At 60.2% G+C, this 17,791-nt stretch carries 13 protein-coding genes and 1 pseudogene; 6 read left to right on the top strand and 8 right to left on the bottom strand.

Features of this window, described 5'->3' with window-relative positions; genetic code table 11:
* The first annotated feature begins 4 nt into the window (after positions 1–4).
* From MAA8898_RS15995 to MAA8898_RS26770, 4 genes and pseudogenes are all read left to right on the top strand, one after another.
* Positions 5–2,059: a hydantoinase/oxoprolinase family protein gene (locus MAA8898_RS15995; protein ID WP_094022034.1), complete on the top strand. Its 2,055-nt coding sequence runs from the start codon at positions 5–7 to the stop codon at positions 2,057–2,059.
* Positions 2,056–3,678, top strand: a complete 1,623-nt coding sequence (locus MAA8898_RS15990) for a hydantoinase B/oxoprolinase family protein (protein ID WP_094022033.1) — start codon at positions 2,056–2,058, stop codon at positions 3,676–3,678. The genes MAA8898_RS15995 and MAA8898_RS15990 overlap by 4 nt, the downstream gene beginning before the upstream one ends.
* 82 nt (positions 3,679–3,760) lie before the next feature.
* The gene (locus MAA8898_RS15985) at positions 3,761–4,183 is read left to right on the top strand and encodes a RidA family protein (protein ID WP_094022032.1); all 423 of its coding nucleotides are present in this window, start codon (positions 3,761–3,763) and stop codon (positions 4,181–4,183) included.
* A gap of 260 nt (positions 4,184–4,443) precedes the next feature.
* Positions 4,444–4,560: pseudogene (locus tag MAA8898_RS26770) on the top strand (IS6 family transposase); the annotation flags it as partial.
* Between the two features lie 340 nt (positions 4,561–4,900).
* Here MAA8898_RS26770 and MAA8898_RS15980 read toward each other — a convergent pair.
* The 8 genes from MAA8898_RS15980 to MAA8898_RS15950 are packed head-to-tail and all read right to left on the bottom strand — an operon-like array spanning position 4,901 to position 16,983.
* Positions 4,901–8,059, bottom strand: coding sequence for a DEAD/DEAH box helicase (locus MAA8898_RS15980; protein ID WP_094022031.1), 3,159 nt, complete (start codon positions 8,057–8,059; stop codon positions 4,901–4,903).
* On the bottom strand, positions 8,056–10,980 hold the full coding sequence (locus tag MAA8898_RS15975; RefSeq protein WP_094022030.1) for a DUF1156 domain-containing protein: 2,925 nt from the start codon (positions 10,978–10,980) through the stop codon (positions 8,056–8,058). The genes MAA8898_RS15980 and MAA8898_RS15975 overlap by 4 nt, the downstream gene beginning before the upstream one ends.
* Before the next feature lie 17 nt (positions 10,981–10,997).
* Positions 10,998–11,444 (bottom strand): DUF7680 family protein, encoded by a 447-nt coding sequence (locus MAA8898_RS15970; RefSeq protein ID WP_176445195.1) that lies wholly within the window; start codon positions 11,442–11,444, stop codon positions 10,998–11,000.
* 32 nt (positions 11,445–11,476) lie between these two features.
* A complete protein-coding gene (locus tag MAA8898_RS15965) occupies positions 11,477–14,614 on the bottom strand; it encodes an ATP-binding protein (RefSeq protein ID WP_217900503.1) in 3,138 nt (1,045 codons plus the stop codon).
* On the bottom strand, positions 14,581–14,772 hold the full coding sequence (locus MAA8898_RS25850; RefSeq protein ID WP_141194876.1) for a hypothetical protein: 192 nt from the start codon (positions 14,770–14,772) through the stop codon (positions 14,581–14,583). Before MAA8898_RS25850 ends, MAA8898_RS15965 begins: the two co-directional genes overlap by 34 nt.
* A gap of 50 nt (positions 14,773–14,822) precedes the next feature.
* Complete coding sequence (locus MAA8898_RS15960; RefSeq protein WP_094022027.1) at positions 14,823–15,227, bottom strand: ParB/RepB/Spo0J family partition protein; 405 nt, start codon at positions 15,225–15,227, stop codon at positions 14,823–14,825.
* The gene (locus MAA8898_RS15955; RefSeq protein WP_094022026.1) at positions 15,224–16,549 is read right to left on the bottom strand and encodes a recombinase family protein; all 1,326 of its coding nucleotides are present in this window, start codon (positions 16,547–16,549) and stop codon (positions 15,224–15,226) included. Before MAA8898_RS15955 ends, MAA8898_RS15960 begins: the two co-directional genes overlap by 4 nt.
* Entirely contained in the window at positions 16,546–16,983 is a 438-nt protein-coding gene (locus MAA8898_RS15950) for a DUF2924 domain-containing protein (protein WP_094022025.1), read from the bottom strand. The genes MAA8898_RS15955 and MAA8898_RS15950 overlap by 4 nt, the downstream gene beginning before the upstream one ends.
* On the opposite strand from MAA8898_RS15950, the gene MAA8898_RS15945 reads away from it, so the two are divergent.
* Both MAA8898_RS15945 and MAA8898_RS15940 read left to right on the top strand, forming a co-directional pair.
* On the top strand, positions 16,982–17,182 hold the full coding sequence (locus tag MAA8898_RS15945) for a hypothetical protein (protein WP_071796301.1): 201 nt from the start codon (positions 16,982–16,984) through the stop codon (positions 17,180–17,182). The two genes, MAA8898_RS15950 and MAA8898_RS15945, sit on opposite strands and share 2 nt — an antisense overlap.
* On the top strand, positions 17,175–17,555 hold the full coding sequence (locus MAA8898_RS15940; protein WP_094022024.1) for a DUF6362 family protein: 381 nt from the start codon (positions 17,175–17,177) through the stop codon (positions 17,553–17,555). The genes MAA8898_RS15945 and MAA8898_RS15940 overlap by 8 nt, the downstream gene beginning before the upstream one ends.
* Positions 17,556–17,791 lie beyond the last annotated feature (236 nt).

Raw genomic sequence — 17,791 nt, 5'->3', positions numbered from 1 at the left:
TGCGATGGCGTGGAGAATCGGCGTAGATTCCGGAGGCACATTCACCGACGTGTGCCTCTTCGATGACGTGACGCGGCGGCTCGAGATCTGGAAGGTCCCTTCCACGCCGGACGACCCGTCGCGCGGGATTGCAGACGGCCTAGTCGAGGGTCTGGCCCAAGTCGGCGCGGCTCCAGGGGAGCTGTCCTTTATGGGGCACGGCACCACAGTCGCCACAAATGCGCTCATCGAGGGGCGGGGCGTGCGGACTGGGCTCATCGTGACGGACGGCTTCCGGGACCTACTCGAGATCGGTCGGCAGCGGCGCCCAAATCTCTACGACATGGCGGCCGAGAAGCCCGCCGAACTCGTCGCCCGCGATCTGCGCCAAGAGGTACCTGAACGCATCCGGCACGATGGATCCGTTGAACTGGCCCTTGACGAATCTGCACTTCGCAGCCGCATCCGCGATCTCAAGAAGTCTGAGGTCAAAGCCGTCGCCATCTGCTTCCTTTACGGTTTCCTCAACACCGAACACGAGGCAGCCGCCCGGCGTATCCTTGCCGAGGAGCTTCCGGATGTCTTCGTTTCCGTGTCGCATGAGGTTGCTCCCGAATTCCGCGAGTTCGAGCGCCTGTCCACTACGGTCGTTAACGCCTACCTCGGCCCCGTGATGAGCCGTTATATCCATCGCCTGAAGGAACGGCTTCGCGACATCGGGCTTCCTGTGCCGCCGCAGCTGACCCAGTCCAATGGCGGGGTGATCGGGTTTGATGCCGCAGCCAGCCTGCCAGTGCGCACCGTGCTGTCCGGCCCGTCAACGGGCGTGGTGGCGGCGCAGGCGATCGGGCAAATGGCTGGATTCGGCAATGTCATCACCTTCGACGTCGGAGGCACGTCCTCTGATGTGGCACTTCTGACAGGGGGCCAATGCAATCTGACGGGCCAGGCCGAGGTGCACGGCTATCCCATCAAGGCGCCGATGCTGGATATCCACACTGTTGGCGCAGGCGGCGGATCAATTGCACATGTCGATTCTGGCGGGCTTCTGAAGGTGGGGCCGCGGTCTGCCGGAGCGTATCCCGGACCGGTTTGCTATGGGCTCGGCAACAGCGAACCCACTGTGACGGACGCAAACATCGTACTGCAGACCCTGAACCCCGTTGAGCTCCTGGGCGGGCGGATGAAGGTCCGCCGCGACATGGCGGTGGCCGCGGTCCAGAGCCTAGCCGATCGGCTGGGCTTGGGCCTGATGGAGACGGCGCAGGGCATCGTCTCGGTGGTTACTGCAAACATGGCGAAGGCGATCCGCGTCATCAGCGTCCAGCGTGGGTACGATCCCCGGGACTATGCCCTCATGGCCTTTGGCGGGGCAGGGCCGTTACATGCCGCACGTCTGGCGCGCGACCTCGACATCGCAAAGGTCATTGTCCCGCCGACACCGGGCACGCTTTGCGCCTTGGGGCTTCTCCTGACCGATCTTCGCGCAGATTTTGCGGTGTCGAGGCTGTTGGATCTGACGTCAGAAGGTACGTCCGGTGTCGAGGAGGGTTTTGCCGCACTGGCCGTGCAGGCCGCGAATTGGTTCACCGCGGAGTCGATCAGCCCTCAACGGCAGGTGCTCATCCGCACTGCCGATCTGCGCTATCGCGGCCAGAATTACGAGTTGCAGGTATCGGTGCCCGATGGCCCAATCACCGAAAGCAGTTTTGAATTGCTTGGCCAGCGTTTCGAGGCCGCGCACCGCCAGCGGTTTGGCTTCGTCGCGGAGGGTGAAACGATCCAGCTCGTGACCTTACGGATTGAGGCAGCGGGTGTGGTGGACAAGGCAGAGTTTCGGGCAGAGCCCGTCGGCGCCCCCGACGCGTCCGCGGCAGAGATAGGGCGCCGCGACGTCTGGCTACCGGAGGCTCAAGGCTTTGTCGATTGCCCGGTCCTGTCCCGTGACAAGTTGCGATCAGGCCATGTCGTCACCGGGCCCGCTATCGTCGAACAGATGGACACCACCACGGTGATCCTTCCAGGCATGACGGCGACCGTGGATCCCTACCGCAACCTCATCCTGGAGACCAAGGCATGACCACGATCGACCCAATTACCGTCGAGGTTATCGGATCGGCTCTGATGTCGATTGTCGAGGAAATGGGCGAGGCACTGGTGCGCGCCTCTTACTCCACCAACATCAAGGAAAGGCGGGACTGCTCCACAGCCCTGTTCGACCATCGCGGCAACACGCTGTGCCAAGCCGAGCACATTCCGATGCATCTCGGATCCTTTCTTGGCGTCATCGAACACATTACCCGCCGGCATGCCCTTCAGGATATCCGGCCGGGCGATGTGTTCATCGCCAACGACGCCTATGAAGGCGGTGCCACCCATCTGCCCGACATCGTTCTGGCGGAGCCGATCTTCGTTGACGGCGTGCTGATCGCTTGGGCGGTCAACACGGCCCACCATTCGGATTTTGCGGATCGCGGGCACGACCACATCTACCAGGAAGGTCTGCGGATTCCGCCTGTGCGCTTGTATCGCGAGGGAATCCTTAATTCCGACTTGCAGGACATGTTCCTGCTCAACTGCCAGGTGCCGCGCGAACGCCTGTCTGACCTGCGGGCGCAGATGGCCGCGAACCGGCTGTGCGTGCAACGGATGCAGGACCTTTGCAAAAAGTACGGCACGGACATCGTTCTGGCGGCCGGTGATGCACTTCAGGACTATGCCGAACGCAAGATGCGCGCGGGCATCCGGGCGATCCCCGACGGAACCTACAGTTTTTCCGACAGCTTCGACAGCAACCAGCGGGATGGATCCATGATCTTCTCGGTCAAGGTTACCGTAGCGGAGGACGAGATGCGTCTCGATTTCGATGGTCCACCGCAGGTGCGTGCTGGCCTGAACCTGATCTACACGTCGCTCTTGGCCGCGACCTTCTTCACAGTGAAGTCCGTGGTCGATCCGTCGATCCTGCCCAATGCAGGCCTTTCGCGGCCCCTGACCGTCACCGCGCCCAAAGGATCCATCCTGAATTGTACCCATCCGGCCGCCGTCGACGGGCGCATCGCCGCCGCCCAGCGCGTATGCGACGTGATATATGGCGCGCTTGCAAAGGCGCTTCCTGGCCGGGTCATGGCCGCAGGCAACGGATGCTGCACAGGAGCGATCTTTAACGGCACGCGCAGAGACGGGTCGCTTTGGGTCTATCTTGAGACCATCGGCGGCGGGGGAGGCGCCCGGCCTTGGGCGGACGGCCTTTCTGGCATCCATGTCAGCCTGACCAACACCTCCAACCTGCCTGTCGAGGCCCTTGAGGGCGAGTATCCCTTGACGCTTCTGCGCTACGAGCTGGTCGATGGATCGGGAGGAGATGGCACATTCCGCGGAGGTCTTGGCATCCGCCGTGTCTACCGTGCCGAGGCGGCCTGCCGCTTCACCGTTGAGGGTTCCCGCGTTGCATCGCATCCGTGGGGACTGGACGGTGGGCGCGAAGCCTCTGGCACACGGCTCGATTTCGGAGATGGCCGCACCCGGTTCGATGGCATGGTCGATCTGCAGCCGGGACAGGTGGTCGCGATCGTGACGCCAGGCGGCGGCGGCTACGGCCCGCCGGAGCGGCGCGATCCCGCACGGGTCGCCCGGGATCTCGCCGAAGGCCGCATCACCGCTGCCACCGCCCGCGAGATCTACGGCTTAAACGCCTGACGGCCCGACCGTCCCGATACCGAACATCCCGTAGAGAACGAATTGGCGGGGCACCTTACCACAACCCACGAAAGGAAAGCGAATGGTCAAAATCACCAAGGTCAAATCCGGCTCGATCTTCGAAACAAAAGAAAGCTACTCACGCATCGTCGCCGTCGACAACTGGATTTTCGTTTCCAACACCGCCGGCAGGAATTACCGGACACGGGAGATGTCAGACGACCCGGTCGAGCAGGCCCGCCAGTGTTTTCACAACATCGAGGGCGCCCTGAAGTCGGTTGGCTCCTGCATTGAAGATGTTGTGCAATCCCGCATCTTCATTCCGAATGTCGCCGATGCCCGCGCTGTCATGGATTATGTCGGTGAAAGATTTCACGGTATAGATCCGCAGCGCACAGTAACTTGTTCGCCACTGGGGGCCCCGGAATTCAAGGTGGAGATAGAAGTTACCGCATATCGTGGCGCATCAAAGGCAGAAGTCGAGCACATCGAGATCTCACTCTGAGGAAGCAGTCTGAGCTATTCGAATCGGCTTCGTACGATGAACTCGGCCGCGTCATTTAGAGGGCGCGGTCGACGCATGAGATTAATCGCTAACAGACTACTTCTGTGGTTGCCGCGCTCGGTGCAAGTGGTTTCTGCGCGGGGCGGACGAGGCGAGCGGTCGCTGTTCAGCGATGTGGACCTGGAGGCGCGGATCTCCGCACGGGCAGTGTCAGAAGAACCCGGCTTGAGGCGGGGCAGGGGGCTGACCAGCGTTCCGCCATGACCGCAGTCAGCCCCTTCTTGTACTTCAAGACGTCACCCAAGATCATCCGCCCGGCGGTGATGCTATATGTCCGGCTCCCGCTCTCGCTCAAGAAGGTCAATGGTTTGCTCCACGTGCATCGGGCAGTACGCGAGAAAACAATGGCTTAGGGTGGAGAAGGTTCGAGGTCAGACCCTCCCGCTCCGCCACTTGCCCTCGCGAACGCGTTCTCCCGATCCGGCTGCGGCCGGATTTTCTCGTTGTATTCGAGGGTTATGCGGGATGGGCTGAGCACCGGCACCTGCGTCGGGAGGCTTGGAAGCGGTCTCTCAGGGCCGATATTCTCCGGACCTGATGACTGCACGGATCCGGTGAATTCTCTATAAGATGTTGAAAATAAATCAGAAAAATCTTCGGCGTTTGTTGCCCAGTTATGAAAAACACTTGGATGGCGGATGGTACTGGGATCGGAATTCAACGTCGGTAGGCTGACAGCGCCGGAAATGCTGGACTGCCAGGCGTCCAAAACTCAACGCTATCGGAGTGCATTTCATAAAATTCACGGTCAACCGTTACACGTACAGCGTTCGGCAGAAAGCCGTCGATCAGTCGATAATCCTTCTCGTTAAGGTGAACAGCCTCTGTGCCGAGCGGGAGAAGGATAGGTCGATCCAGAACTGCCCGAAGATCAGCAAGGGAGATTGCGGGGTCGGGGCGTGCTGGCACCTCGATATCTTCATCAGCAAACTCATCTAGGTTCAGCGCTGATCCTTCCCCCGCTGCTATCGCGTTGTCGAGCGCCTGCAGTGCGTCGTCCCGCTTGGCTTCAGGCGCCGTCGATTTCGACAAAACGGACTCTTCGATTAGCCGAGGTAGACGCGTAAGGATCGGCTGAAGCCCGCCAACTACCCTTTCGAAGATCGAGATGCGGCTCCTGAGAGCGCGATACACGTCTGCCTCCACTGTGTCTTCATAGTGCAGATTGATAATTCGGATATCTGAGAAACGCTGGCCGAGACGATCGATACGCCCGATGCGCTGTTCAACCCGCATAGGATTCCATGGCATATCGTAGTTCACCAAGGCGCCGCAGAATTGGAAGTTCAGTCCCTCGGCGGCTGCATCTGTACAAACCAGAACCTCTGACCGACCTTCCTTGAAGCGTCTCTTGACTTCGTCACGCGTGATCATACTCCATGTGCCATCAGTATTGTGCACTTCGCCGCCGCGCCCAGAGAAACACATCACAGACTTTCCTGACCCGACGAGCAAGTCTCTCAGGTAGTCCATGGTATCTGTGAACTGGGTGAACACCATCACCTGCGGATAGCCGTTGCCCTTTAGTTCACTAAGAACCTTCGTGAGTTCGATGGCCTTTGTATCGGTTGGCAGGCGCCCGATGTCATGAACGATGGTCTCGATCGTCGCGATCTCTTCGAACGCGAGAGCCCGACGTTCGTCCTCCGACACGGTTTCAATATCAATCTCTTCCCCCGCTTCGACCTGGTCGGCGATATTCTCATCAATCCGAGCTTCATCCGCCGCGGAAAGAAGTCCGCCGACCCCGCCTTTTCGTTTCTCCATCGTTTGACGAAGGGCGTGGAAGCTGGAAGCCAAACGCCGCCGATAGATGGTCATTACGAAACCCACAGCATTGCGAGCATCGGGTGCGGCACCGTTGTATGTATCAGAAATGTAAGTTTCGACCTGGCTGTAGAGATCACCCTCTTCGTTAGACAGTGGAATGAACCTGTCTTCGACTTGCCGCGTGGCGACAGCCGTGGAAAGCTTTCCCGCCTTGAAGTATTTCCGAAGCAGTTCACGGGTATGCCGCGACACGAGCGCGCTGACTGGAGTTGATCTCTTGATGATCATAATTGCCGCTCGTCGCTCTTCCGGAGACAGCTGACGGCGCGGAATAGACACTGGATCGCGCAGGGCCTGAAGAACCTTCCGGCATTTTAACCCACTCAGACGTGTGTGCCGCTCAGCATCCGCCCGCGCCATCTCGCCAAAATGCGCCTCGTTTGCACGGAAGAGCGCAGAGAGCCAATCGAGGCTCTCGTTCGTAACCGGTTCCTTGGCGACTTCGGAAAAGAAGCGAACGAAAGCATCCGGTGTCCATTCCGGGGGCATTCCGAGTAGGTCGAGCAAATCCCAGAGTTCAGTTGCGTGGACTTGCAATGGAGTCGCTGTCAAAAGGATCAGCCCATCTGTTCGGCGACGCAGCGAACGCATCAACTGCAAAAGACGGTTTGGGCCCTTGGCCTGAGGCGTTCCCGCTCCCTTGGTCCGGGCGTGGTGCGCTTCATCAAGTACGACAAGGTCCCATGGATCGGCTGCGTCAAGGATCTCGCGTTGCCGATCTTGGCGGCGTGCCAGATGACTTGACATGATCACGAAGGGCTCTTGATGCCAGCCTTCGCGTGATACGGGTTTCTCAAAGTCATGATTGCGCGCCGGTGATCTGTACCATGTCAGCTTCTGACCATCGTAAATCGGCCAATTCAGGTTAAACTTTTCACGCAATTCAATCTGCCATTGCTTGCAGACGTTCTTAGGCGCAAGGACGAGGATGCGCTTCAGCTTGCCGGCCAGCCATCCCTGCCGAAGTAGCAGCCCGGCCTGCACTGTCTTTCCCAGCCCTACTTCATCGGCGATCAACAGCTTCGGCGGCCAGTTGTTGTAGAGACGGTGATAAGCCCGGATCTGATGGGGCCATGGGACAACGGCAGCGGTCGCCTCCCCTACACGATCTCCTCCAACCGGCTGAACGGCCGCATTCGCTATTCTCTCCCATACGGACTGACGTTCTTCATCGATAGAAGCGACAGGCTCCGGGGCAACCGCACCGGGGTCTCTTGCCGTTTCACGTCCAGGTTTAGGTCTGCGTGCAAATTGTTCTTTGCCTTCGTCGTCATGTTCGACAAGGCGCTTAGGTAGCCTTTCGGGATCCGGCAGGAACGTCAGGAGTTGAGCCCGAAGCGCTGTCGGCACATCTAGCGTAATTGCTCGCCGCGCTTTGTCGGCCCACAATTTCGCAAAGCTCGCCTCCTCTTCATCTACGCGAGGGCCGTCATTCCACGACGTAAAGGCGTTGAAGCTTTCCCAGTTCCGCGTCCAACCGTACTCGGTTTCGTTGATGCTGCCATTGAAGGCGAGCCGATCACCGGTCTTGTCCTCGATGATGCCCGTCTTCTCGTGGAAGATGCTGTCATCTTGAATGGGGCGCCGGTTGGCATCGCAGGGGACAGCCAGCTTAACGTCAAGATAGCCTTGGGCCACCATCCACGCGACAAGTTCTAGGGCATCGACGGTACGGGGATCGCCCGTCAAGGGTGGCATCTTCTGGATCGTTCGCTCAACGGCATCTCGCAGAGATTCACCACGCTCGATCGCCTTGACATCCTCCTCGCCCAGCGTGCAGCCCACGATCAGCCGCATTTTGCCGTTGTTGAGAACCAGCCCTTCGATGCCCCGCGCCGCTAATGCGAGGGCGCGAGACGAAAAATAGCCCGTCAGCCGGTCATAGCGCGTCGCTGATCGGAGAGCCGGAACGTAGAACAGGCGGACGAGGTCACCATCGTCCGGCGTGTACTTCAGGCGCCAAGCGGTGTCGCGCAGCAGGCTCAAACGGCCTCCTCCGCGAACAGTGATAGCTGCTGGGGTTCATCCACCTGGTCCGAGAACGCAAGGCGCCGCAGCTTTTCAAGCGAGTCGAAGTCATCAGCGGCAGATTTGGCATCGCCAGTTGCCACGTCGAACCCGACAAAGCTCCGCGACGGCGGCAGCACTTCCAAAACGGCCTCAAGCGAGGCCAGGAACTGCGGATCATTCTCCAGCCCTGCGTCCTTCAGCAGATCCAGCGCGCCTTCCAGCGTGCGTGTCCGGCCGCGGTGGGCGGCGTGGTGGATCGCGTCGATCATCGCTCGTGTTCCATCGGCCGGGCCAAGGCCGCTTTTCGCAGCCCGGGTCGCGCTGTCCCACAGGACGATGTCTGAACCCTTCTTTTCGCAGATCTTGCCGATCAACTGGCCTTCGAGATCAGCACCGACGGCTCGCGCCAAGCGCAGCCCTTCGTCAAAGCTGAACTTGGGCGCTTTGAAGGCATCCCAGGCCAGCACGAACCACGAGGTCGTCGGATCCAGATCGGCGCGGCCCTTGGTGTGGGTCAGCTGGTTCAGGCGCCATGTCTTCACCTCGCGCCGAGCGGCGTCGAGTGCGTCTTCCGGCGTCACGGCGTAGGGATCGAACTCTTCTTCGAACAGTTCCGCCTGCTTGCGCCGCTTTTTCGCCAGAGGCTCCGCCCGCGGCGTGCCGCGCTTCAGCGGCCAGTGGCGCGAGAACTCTTCCAGCGCTGGGCCGAAAGAGGCGAGGTATAGGTCAACGCCGCCGATCCCGGCTTTCTGGAATTCTTCCACCCGAGTGCGGACGGCCTTGGCCACCAAGGGTTCGACGTCTTCCCAATAGGTCGTCTCGTCGCTCTGCCCGGCTAGGCGCGGGCGACAGACGAGGAAGATCGTGGAGTTTGCGGCGGCCTTGTCCTTGATGTGGAGCGAGCCTTCCGCTTCGGTGTTCACCGGCCACGAGGCGGTGATGATGAACCCGGCTTCGATCAGGCCAGTAGTCAGCGCGTCCCAGGCGCTGGTTTCCTTGTGGGTGAACATAACGGTCATGATGCCGTTCGGCTTCAGGACACGGCGGCATTCCGCGAAGATCGCGGCCATCTTCTCTTGATAGTCTCGGTTGGCGAGCGCATCAGCACCCTTTTTGCCTTTGAAATGCGCCTTGTTTGCGACAGCTTCGCTCGACTTATCGGTCAGATATCTGGTGAAAAGCTCTGGGAAAACCAACCCCGCTGTCCGCTTTAGCCAGACGTAGAAGAAGTCCGACAACTCAGCGTACATGACATTCGCGCCATATGGTGGGTCCATAACTACGGCGTCCACGGTTCCATCAGAAATATGGTCGAGACTTCCCGCAGACTTGCAACTTACTGTAATTCCGGCATGGTCTTCTTCATCTTCTGCCAATGCGAACAGCGTTCCCGCATCCGCGCCCGCTCTGTCAACAAGCCTACAAATTCTTGTTAAGCTTTCCTCGGTTTGGCTTACAACCCAGTCGAAACCGAAACCTTCCAAAGCAATCGCCATCTCCGCATATGCCCACTTCATAGCAAAGTTGTGACTATCGAAGGTGTTAACCATAACTTCGCGCTGAACATGCCAGCGAGTCTGGCGGGAGTTGTAGTCCCTGAACTTGTCCAAGCTAAACGCCAAGTATACGTAAGCCGCTTTTCGGATCTCCGTCAAAGTGCCCGCTTCTTGGTCAGCTTCAACTAGCGCACGGAACTGATCTGATGCGGTCGCGTGTACAAGAAACTGCCGCGGATTAAACAGGTCCTTCCACTCGGACATGCCGTACATTCGGTGCCCACGATCATAGTTCGAGATGTCGTCAATTGGCTCAGTTGGAATTGAGCCTGCCGCAAGCCAGTCGGGCATCTTCGAATCGACCAAACGGACAATCTCTTCCAGATTATCATCTGACTTATCGGGTATTCTGTAATGCCGCTCCCACGCCTCGCGTGCTTTTCCGGTCTTCGTCAAACGTGTAACACGGCGCTTCGCTGCGATGGCAAACAGCTGTTCGCCCATTTCGCGAGCCTGTGCTTGCTTCTTAACCTCATCTCCGTCGATTACTCGGCCGCAGTCAGAAAATGGGCAGGTCGCATCGCCATTCGACACTGTGCCTTCCGACTGTTCCTCGACCGAATGCACCACCTCAAATTCGCAAACTCTCCCGACGTCATGCGGACCGGCTCCAAGCGTAGGGACCAGCCTTATACCGACATCGTTTGGACCAAGCCGCCAATTCGGAGCAAGCGGAACTCGGCCTGAACAATAGGGACAAGTTATTGTTCGCGCCCACAAGAATGCGTCAACCCTGCCATCTTCCTTTGGGTAGACGCCCTTCAGCTCAGAGTTAAGGCGATCCCCAAGCCTAGCCGCAACAATGCGGAACTCATCAATAAGCGCATCGCCAAATCGTTCAGGAAACTCAATCGTGGCGCGAAGAATGGTAGCCGCAACGGGGTTGAGATCATTGGCAAACGTCTCAAGCCGAAGTCGTGTCGCCTCAAACGGAATACTGCCTCCTCCGGCTGTCGGATCAAGCACAACTGGGCGCTCTTGGTCGAATAGACCGGTCTTCCGTAGTTCTGCCTTAGTGGGCACATATGTGTAAGCACGCCCGTAGCCATATGGGTCCGGACCAAGATCAGCTCCGGTTTTCTTCGCCATATCTATTTTCCGGCGAACCTTAACAGGGTCACCGTGAACACCGATTGCTCTTAGAAAGTCTTGATGATCGGTCGTCGCCGGAACAAGTGACGCAAGAATTGCTGCCCTTGATGCAATAAGAGGCCGTCGCGCCCACCAAACGTGAAGAAAGTTGATCGGCGGAAGCGCTGTTGCCATACGCCGCTCCCTGACGCTCTCCTCACTCAGCTCCGCCATTGGCAGCCAGCGCTCAATCAGGCGAACATCGGACATAGGCTTTTCTTCTTTCGTTACTTCGCCGGATCGGTCAGCAGGATGCGCAGGGCGGTCAGCACCCGGCGCGGGTTCTTCCGATGGACAGACATGCCCAGCCAGTACCCCGCCTCTTCCTTGCCCATTGCCTCGATCCCGTCGGCGACCAGTCGCATGTTGTCACGGTTGCGCATCGGCGCGAGTGTGCGGAACAATAGCGCCAGGCGCAGCGCCGTTTCCTCGCTCAGAGCCGATCCCATCCCCTCGATCGGCAACAGGTCCAGCCTGATCCCGCTTTCCTTCAACCGCCGCAACACGCGGTGTTCGGTCAGTTCCAGATTGCGCCCGCGCAACCCGGCCAGCCGGAGCGGGTTTACGATCTGTGGCGTGGCAAGGGAGGGAAGCTGCCAGATCTCGATCTCGGTATCCCCGGGCCCGTGGCGCCGTGCACGCAATTCATACAGCGGTTGGGTTCGCGAGGTCATGGAGAAGTCGTCCTTCCGGCTTGGCACGCGCATCACTTCACCTCAGCTGTTGCTTCGACATAAGCGGCTGCGCTAGCGAAGCGTGTCAGCTTTTCTATGAACTTGTCCGCGGCATCTCCATCCAGCGCGAGCCCACTGTCGAAATCAAACAGAATACTTGCCTTGAGGTCGGTCACTTTGGCGGCCCGAAACTGTGGCTCGAGGTAGTCCTTGATCGTTGAAGCATCCTGAGCGTCGCCCTTGAACTCGAACATCATCTCGCTGTCCTGGGCGGTCGTGTATCCGCCCTCCAGCGTGACCGAGCGCTTCGTTCCAGCGATGGAGTTGGCGATCGGGATCAGCTTGAAAGCGTCGCCATATTCGAACAGCCTGATCGCCACTCGATCGACCTTTTCGAGCTTCGCGGTCCTGGCTTGTTCGATCACCTTGCGCAGCGCTTCCTTCAACACGCCTTCGGCGGTGAAGACCTTTGCACCAGCCGCAATGGAGCCGCCTGGTGGCCTCTCGCCAGAGCCTGGCCCGGTGCTTTCACTACCGACCGATCCTCCACCGATCGGCGGCAAGGGGTCACTAGTGGTTGAAGCGTCTCCGCCGGTCGCCGCCGGCTGCGCCGCAGGCTGGGGTGCTGGCCGCGGCCAAATCCCCTTATCCTTGGCGAAATCCATCGTGAAGATCGTCGTCTCTTCGTCGATGTTAATTGACGGCATCGGATCGCCAGGGCCAGCGAGAAGATCACCGCGCTTGTAGATATAAACGCCTTCTTCAATTCCTTTACGGATCGCTTTGCGAAATACGTCATCGGACAAGAGGATCGACAGGGACGGATCGCGGCGGAACTCATCTCGGAGATCGCGAGTAGTCATTTGGCCCTTCTTCAAGGGCGTCCGATCACGGATATACGAGGGAGAATCTGGCGAATCCGAAGCGTCGCGGATCTTGTTTTGGCTTTGCAGCTGACGAACAACCTGAAGCTGGCCCGATCCGGGGCGCTCGGATGCATTCTGAATATCGATGACCGAATGCGCGAGCTGCACCGATCCGGCGCCGCCGAGGGCATTGCGCGACGGGTAGAGGATGTGGCGGTAACACTGCTGTATCGCGATCGCCGCCTCGGTTTCAGACTTCTTTTCAAGCTCAAGAACCTTGGCTTGTTGGTGCTCAGCAAGTTCCTTTACTCGCTCTGGGCGCTTCAGCTCTTGGAGGGCGAGACGGCGCACGATCGCGCGCTTCATCTCGTTGACCTTGGTTTCGTCTGCAACGACGAAGAGGAGGTTGTTGCGAAGCGACCTAAGGCCGTTGCCATCTGCTCCCTTCCGTTCGAACATGCGTGCAACGATTTCAGGGATCTCCTGCAAATCGGCTCCGATTTCGAGCGCGTCATGTGAGAGCAGGACCAGACGAGGCTTGCCGTCGGATGCGTCGTCGGGAACGTCCCAGGGACCGCCAGGGAAAGGAGCAAGATCGAGAGAGGCCCCCCCAAAGATGGTTTTGATCCGATCCGCGAGCTGTGTCCGGGCCTCGCCTGGATCGATGTTCTTCTCCTCGCGCCCAATCACCTGTGTGAGGTTGGCTTCTGCGTTGAAGCGCAGCGGTGCAGTGGGGCGGTCGTCGAGATAGGCTGACTCTGAGCGGAACTTGGTTTTGGCGTCGTCGATGAACGATAGGTCCGCCGCTGGGCTCAGGACCGAATAGCGCAGGTGGTCGGCTGAAAGACCTCTGAGGTCGTTGTTGAATGCGAGCGTGTGAACGAAGATCGTGCGGGCGACATAGGTGCCGTAAGGCAGAAGGCCCTTGAAGTGCTTTGCGTCAAGCTCTTGAGCGAGAGCGGGCTTTTCAGGCGGTCCTGAAATGTCGTTTAGAATTGCCGGAACAAAGGCGCCTTGCTGAAGGCGGGTCGTGAATTCTCGACGAACAACATCCGAACCCAAATCGATATGATGCAGATGAATTGCTGAAGCATCGGCAGGTCGGTTGGCCCAGACGGTCGCAACAGTTTTCGCGAGTATTCGCAGCATACCGCGCACGCGCTGAAAGCCGCCGAGTGTGGCTGTCTTTCCTGTTAGAGTGTCCAGCACGTCTGGATGAAACGGGTAGGTCTGGGCGAATTCAGCGATTGTGGTTGAGCGCCGCGCTTCTTCCGAAAGACTGTCGCGGTGGGTGGCCCAAAGCTCTCGATAGGCGTTGATGACTTCAGATGCGCGAGAATCATCTATTGATGCAAAAAGTCTCCGCCTTATTACCTTGGCCGTTTCATCATCCCGTGTCGGGTTAAGATTTGTAGCCTTTCGTCCGGAAACGCTTTCGAGCTCTGACATGGCACTCGCGAGAAACTCGTTCTCGTCCGCGAAGGCATCGATTCCTTTGCCGTCTGATCTAACCGCCAGCGTGTAGACAACGGCTGCATTGGGGGTGCTTTCGACGGCTGTGAGCAGGGCCTTCAGGAAAGCCGTCAACTGGTCGCGGCCGCCCATCCCCTGAACGCGCCGCAGATATTCACCAAGTTCGTCTAGTACGACGAGAACAGGATCGGACCCAAACAACTCCTTGATCGTGTCGGCACCGGGGGCAATCCGCTGTTCATCTGAACGCCGGACGATTTCATACCCAGCCTTTCCAGCAAGCTGATAAGCGATCTCTCCCCATGGCGTGTGTGCCCGAACGCCTTCACCCATTGGCCTGCCATTTGCTGGATCGGCATTCTCACCGTCGAACGCGGCGACCCGAACAGACCGGTTTGGCACCAAGGACGGATCCAGGAACTCGGCTACGTTCGTTACGCCTTTCATTCCAGCTGCAGCGTGGATGAGTGCAATTAGGCCGTGCGTCTTACCGCCGCCAAATGAGGTATCGAGGCGAAATACCGCAGAGACGCTTTCACCTCGGCCCGACAAGCGTCCGCAAACGTTCACAAGAAGTTCTTTAAGTCCCTCGGTGGGATATGTGTTTGTAAAAAATGTTGGCGCATCAGTATAGTCACGTGACGCTCTTCCATTCAGAACGTTTGCGAGGTTCGCCGCATAGTCACTTTCCGCAATCGAGCCCTTGGCCACGTCATCACGCGGCTTGCAAAGTTCAAATATGTTTGGCTGCGCCATACCCACATCCCAATTTTTCGCCGCCGGACGCGGCCGCAAGATTACGTCCCGCGAAGCCCGTTCTTTTTGAGCCATGCGTCGATGGCCTCATTTGCGATAGCCGACGCGGAACACTCGCGATCGACAGCCGCCTTCTTCAGATCCTTGATCACATCGCTGTCGAGATGAAGCAGCATCTGCCGCCTCTCTTTGTCGGTCGGCTTCTTCGATCCGGGCTTCCGCCGTTCGTTCATCCGCGTCCACCGCGCCGTGATAGGAACCTATCACATACAGCTAGACTGAATTACTTTGTGAAACAACTGCGAAGGCGCTGCTTCTGCCACTCAAACGGCAACGGCTTAAGGAGTCGGCCCAGTGTCACCTCCGGTCCCTGCGAGCCGTCCAGGATCGCGTCCGTGATGTCGGGCGCAAGCAGCGTGAGGCGAAGGACGCGAGTGATATAGGAGGGCGCGATGCCCTCACGGTCTGCCAACTCGCCGACCGTGGTGAATTCCCCCGATTCGAGCATACGCTGCCACCGGTAGGCGCGCGCCAGCGCCTTGACCAGCGTGTTGTCGATCCGCCGCGATTGTGCGGCGCCCTCCGGCGTGTTGCCGGGCAACACCATCACTTTCCGCCCGCCGCGCTTCACGACGCGGAACGGGACGTGGAGCGTCACTGTCTCAGGAACCGGCGTGCCGCGGGTCATGCTGCCGCTCCCATGTCTCCGGCCAGCATCTCGCGCGCGAGCCCTCCGAGGCCGTCCATCCGGAGCCGGAGGTTGAGCCCGTTCGTGCCGATATCGACGCGCTCGACCAACATCGTGACAACGCGTGCCTGCTCGGCAGGGAAGAGTTCGTCCCACAGCGGGTCGAGTTGCTGCAACGCCGCGCGGGCGTCGGCCTCGGAGACGTCGTCGACGTGGGCACGCGCCGCCTTCCAAGTCCCCGCAACAATCTCCGGCTGGCGGAACACGGCGCGAAGCTGGTCGATGACCGCGGCCTCGATCTCCCCCGCTGGCACGCGTCCCACGGGGCAAGCCCCGGCGCCGTGCTTCAACACGGTCTGGCTGACATAGTAGCGGTAGAGCCTGTCGCCCTTGCGGGTGTGGGTCGGCGAGAAGGCGGCGCCATCAGGACCGAACAGCAGCCCCTTCAGCAGCGCGGGCGTGTCGGCGCGGGTGCGGGCCGCGCGCTTGCGCGGGCTTTCTTGAAGAATGGCGTGGACACGGTCCCATGTCTCTTGGTCGATGATGGCGTGGTGCTCGCCGGGGTAGCTCTCGCCCTTGTGGACCGCCTGGCCGATGTAGGCGCGGTTGCTGAGAATCCGGTAGATGTATTTCTTGTCGATCCGGTTGCCGCGCGGTGTCCGGATGCCGCGTGCGCCGACTTCTCGCGCCAGTTCCGTGCAGGATCCGATCGCGAGGAAGCGGGCGAAGATCCAGCGCACATGCGTGGCGCTGTCCTCGTCGACGAGCAGCTTCCGGTTCTCGACGCGGTAGCCGTAGGGCGGCACCCCGCCCATCCACATGCCCTTCCGGCGAGATGCCGCGACCTTGTCGCGGATGCGCTCGGCGGTCACCTCGCGCTCGAACTGGGCGAAGCTGAGCAGGATGTTCAGTGTCAGCCGCCCCATGGACGTGGTCGTGTTGAACGACTGCGTGACCGAGACGAAGGTTACGCCATTCCGGTCGAACACCTCGACCAGTTTTGCGAAATCCGCCAGCGAGCGGCTGAGGCGGTCGATCTTGTAGACCACCACAACATCGACCAGTCCGTCCTCGATATCCTCCAGCAGCCGCTTCAGGCCAGGGCGTTCCAGCGTGCCGCCCGAGATGCCGCCATCGTCGTACTGATCGCGGACCAGCACCCAGCCCTCAGACCGCTGGCTGGCGATGTATGCCTCGCAGGCCTCACGCTGGGCGTGGAGCGAGTTGAACTCCTGCTCCAGCCCTTCCTCGGAGGATTTCCGGGTGTAGATCGCACAGCGCAGCTTGCGGACGACCTTCGATTTCTCGAGCGGCTTCGTCATCTCCGCCCCCTGTGGTTCTTGAGGCCGAAGAAGGTCCACCCGTTCCAGCGCGTGCCGGTGATGGCGCGCGCGATGGCGGACAGCGACTTGTAGGGCCGCCCCTGCCATTCGAACCCGTCGGCGGTGACCGTGACGATCTGCTCGACGCCCTGCCACTCGCGCAGCAGCCGCGTGCCGGTGATCGGGCGGTCGCGATCGGCGCGGATGCCGCGCTTGGATCGGTCGCCGCCGTCCAGTTCTTCGCCGAGCCGTTCGAGGCGCCGGATCGTCTCGGGTTTGAGCCCGCCATAGGCCAGTTCCTGGATGCGGTAGGCCAGCCGGCTCTCGAGGTAGCGGCGGTTGAACGGTGGCGGCTCGCTGTCGAACAGGTCGCGCCACTGCGCCTTCAATTCCGGCGTGGTCGCGGTCTTCAGCGCGGCCAGGCGCGCGGGGATGAGGTGGCACCCCCACGGCTACGGCGGCCGGCGCCGGGATCCCGAGCAGGTCAAGCGCGAGGGCTGGCGGGAACAGGGCGTCCTCGCGGTCTCCGCCGATGACGACCGCCTCACCTGGCCCGAGCGTGAACTGGTCCGCCAGCTCGGCGAGAAGCTCTACGGCCCGCGCCCTTCCGACAGGGAGGCGCGCCATGGCTGATCGCGAATGGACCGCCGACTGCGTCGCCGATCATTTCGAGGAGGCGTTCCGCACCCTGCGCAAGCTGCCGCCTGTGAAGGCACAGGGCTACTTCAACACCTGGCCCGACATCGTGCGGACCAGCCGCGAGATCGCGGCGATGGAACCCCAGCCGATGCGGGTCTGGCCCTCGGCAGCCGCAATCACCCGGCTCGAGCAGACCTTCGACTGGGTGCTCTGGATCGAGGAGGGGGAGCGCAAGCTGGTCTGGTCTCGTGCCGCCCGCGTGCCGTGGAAGCAGATCAGCGGCGAGCTGGGGTGCGACCGCACGACCGCCTGGCGGCGCTGGCAGCTGGCGCTGACCAAGATCGCTGCACGCCTGAATGCGCAGTGACTCCAATGTGTTGCAACACTTTTCCCTTCGACATCTGCAACATATCCGTGCTATTCCGAAGGCAAGATGGGGAGAGTGCGCTGGAAAGCCCGCTCTCCCCTTTGCTTTGACGGGGGCCGTCTGGACCCCGGTATCCAGCAAGGGTCCGGCCGGGGTCCAGCCCACGGCAGTTTCCGGTTCCTTCCTGGCGATATTCGTATGCTGGCGGGCGAAGCGCGGGACATCGCCAGCGACAG

The sequence above is a fragment of the Antarctobacter aquimaris genome (assembly GCF_900184945.1).
Taxonomy (GTDB): domain Bacteria; phylum Pseudomonadota; class Alphaproteobacteria; order Rhodobacterales; family Rhodobacteraceae; genus Maliponia; species Maliponia aquimaris.
Note: the sequence above shows the minus strand (reverse complement) of the source record. Positions and strands in the feature narration are given on the sequence as shown.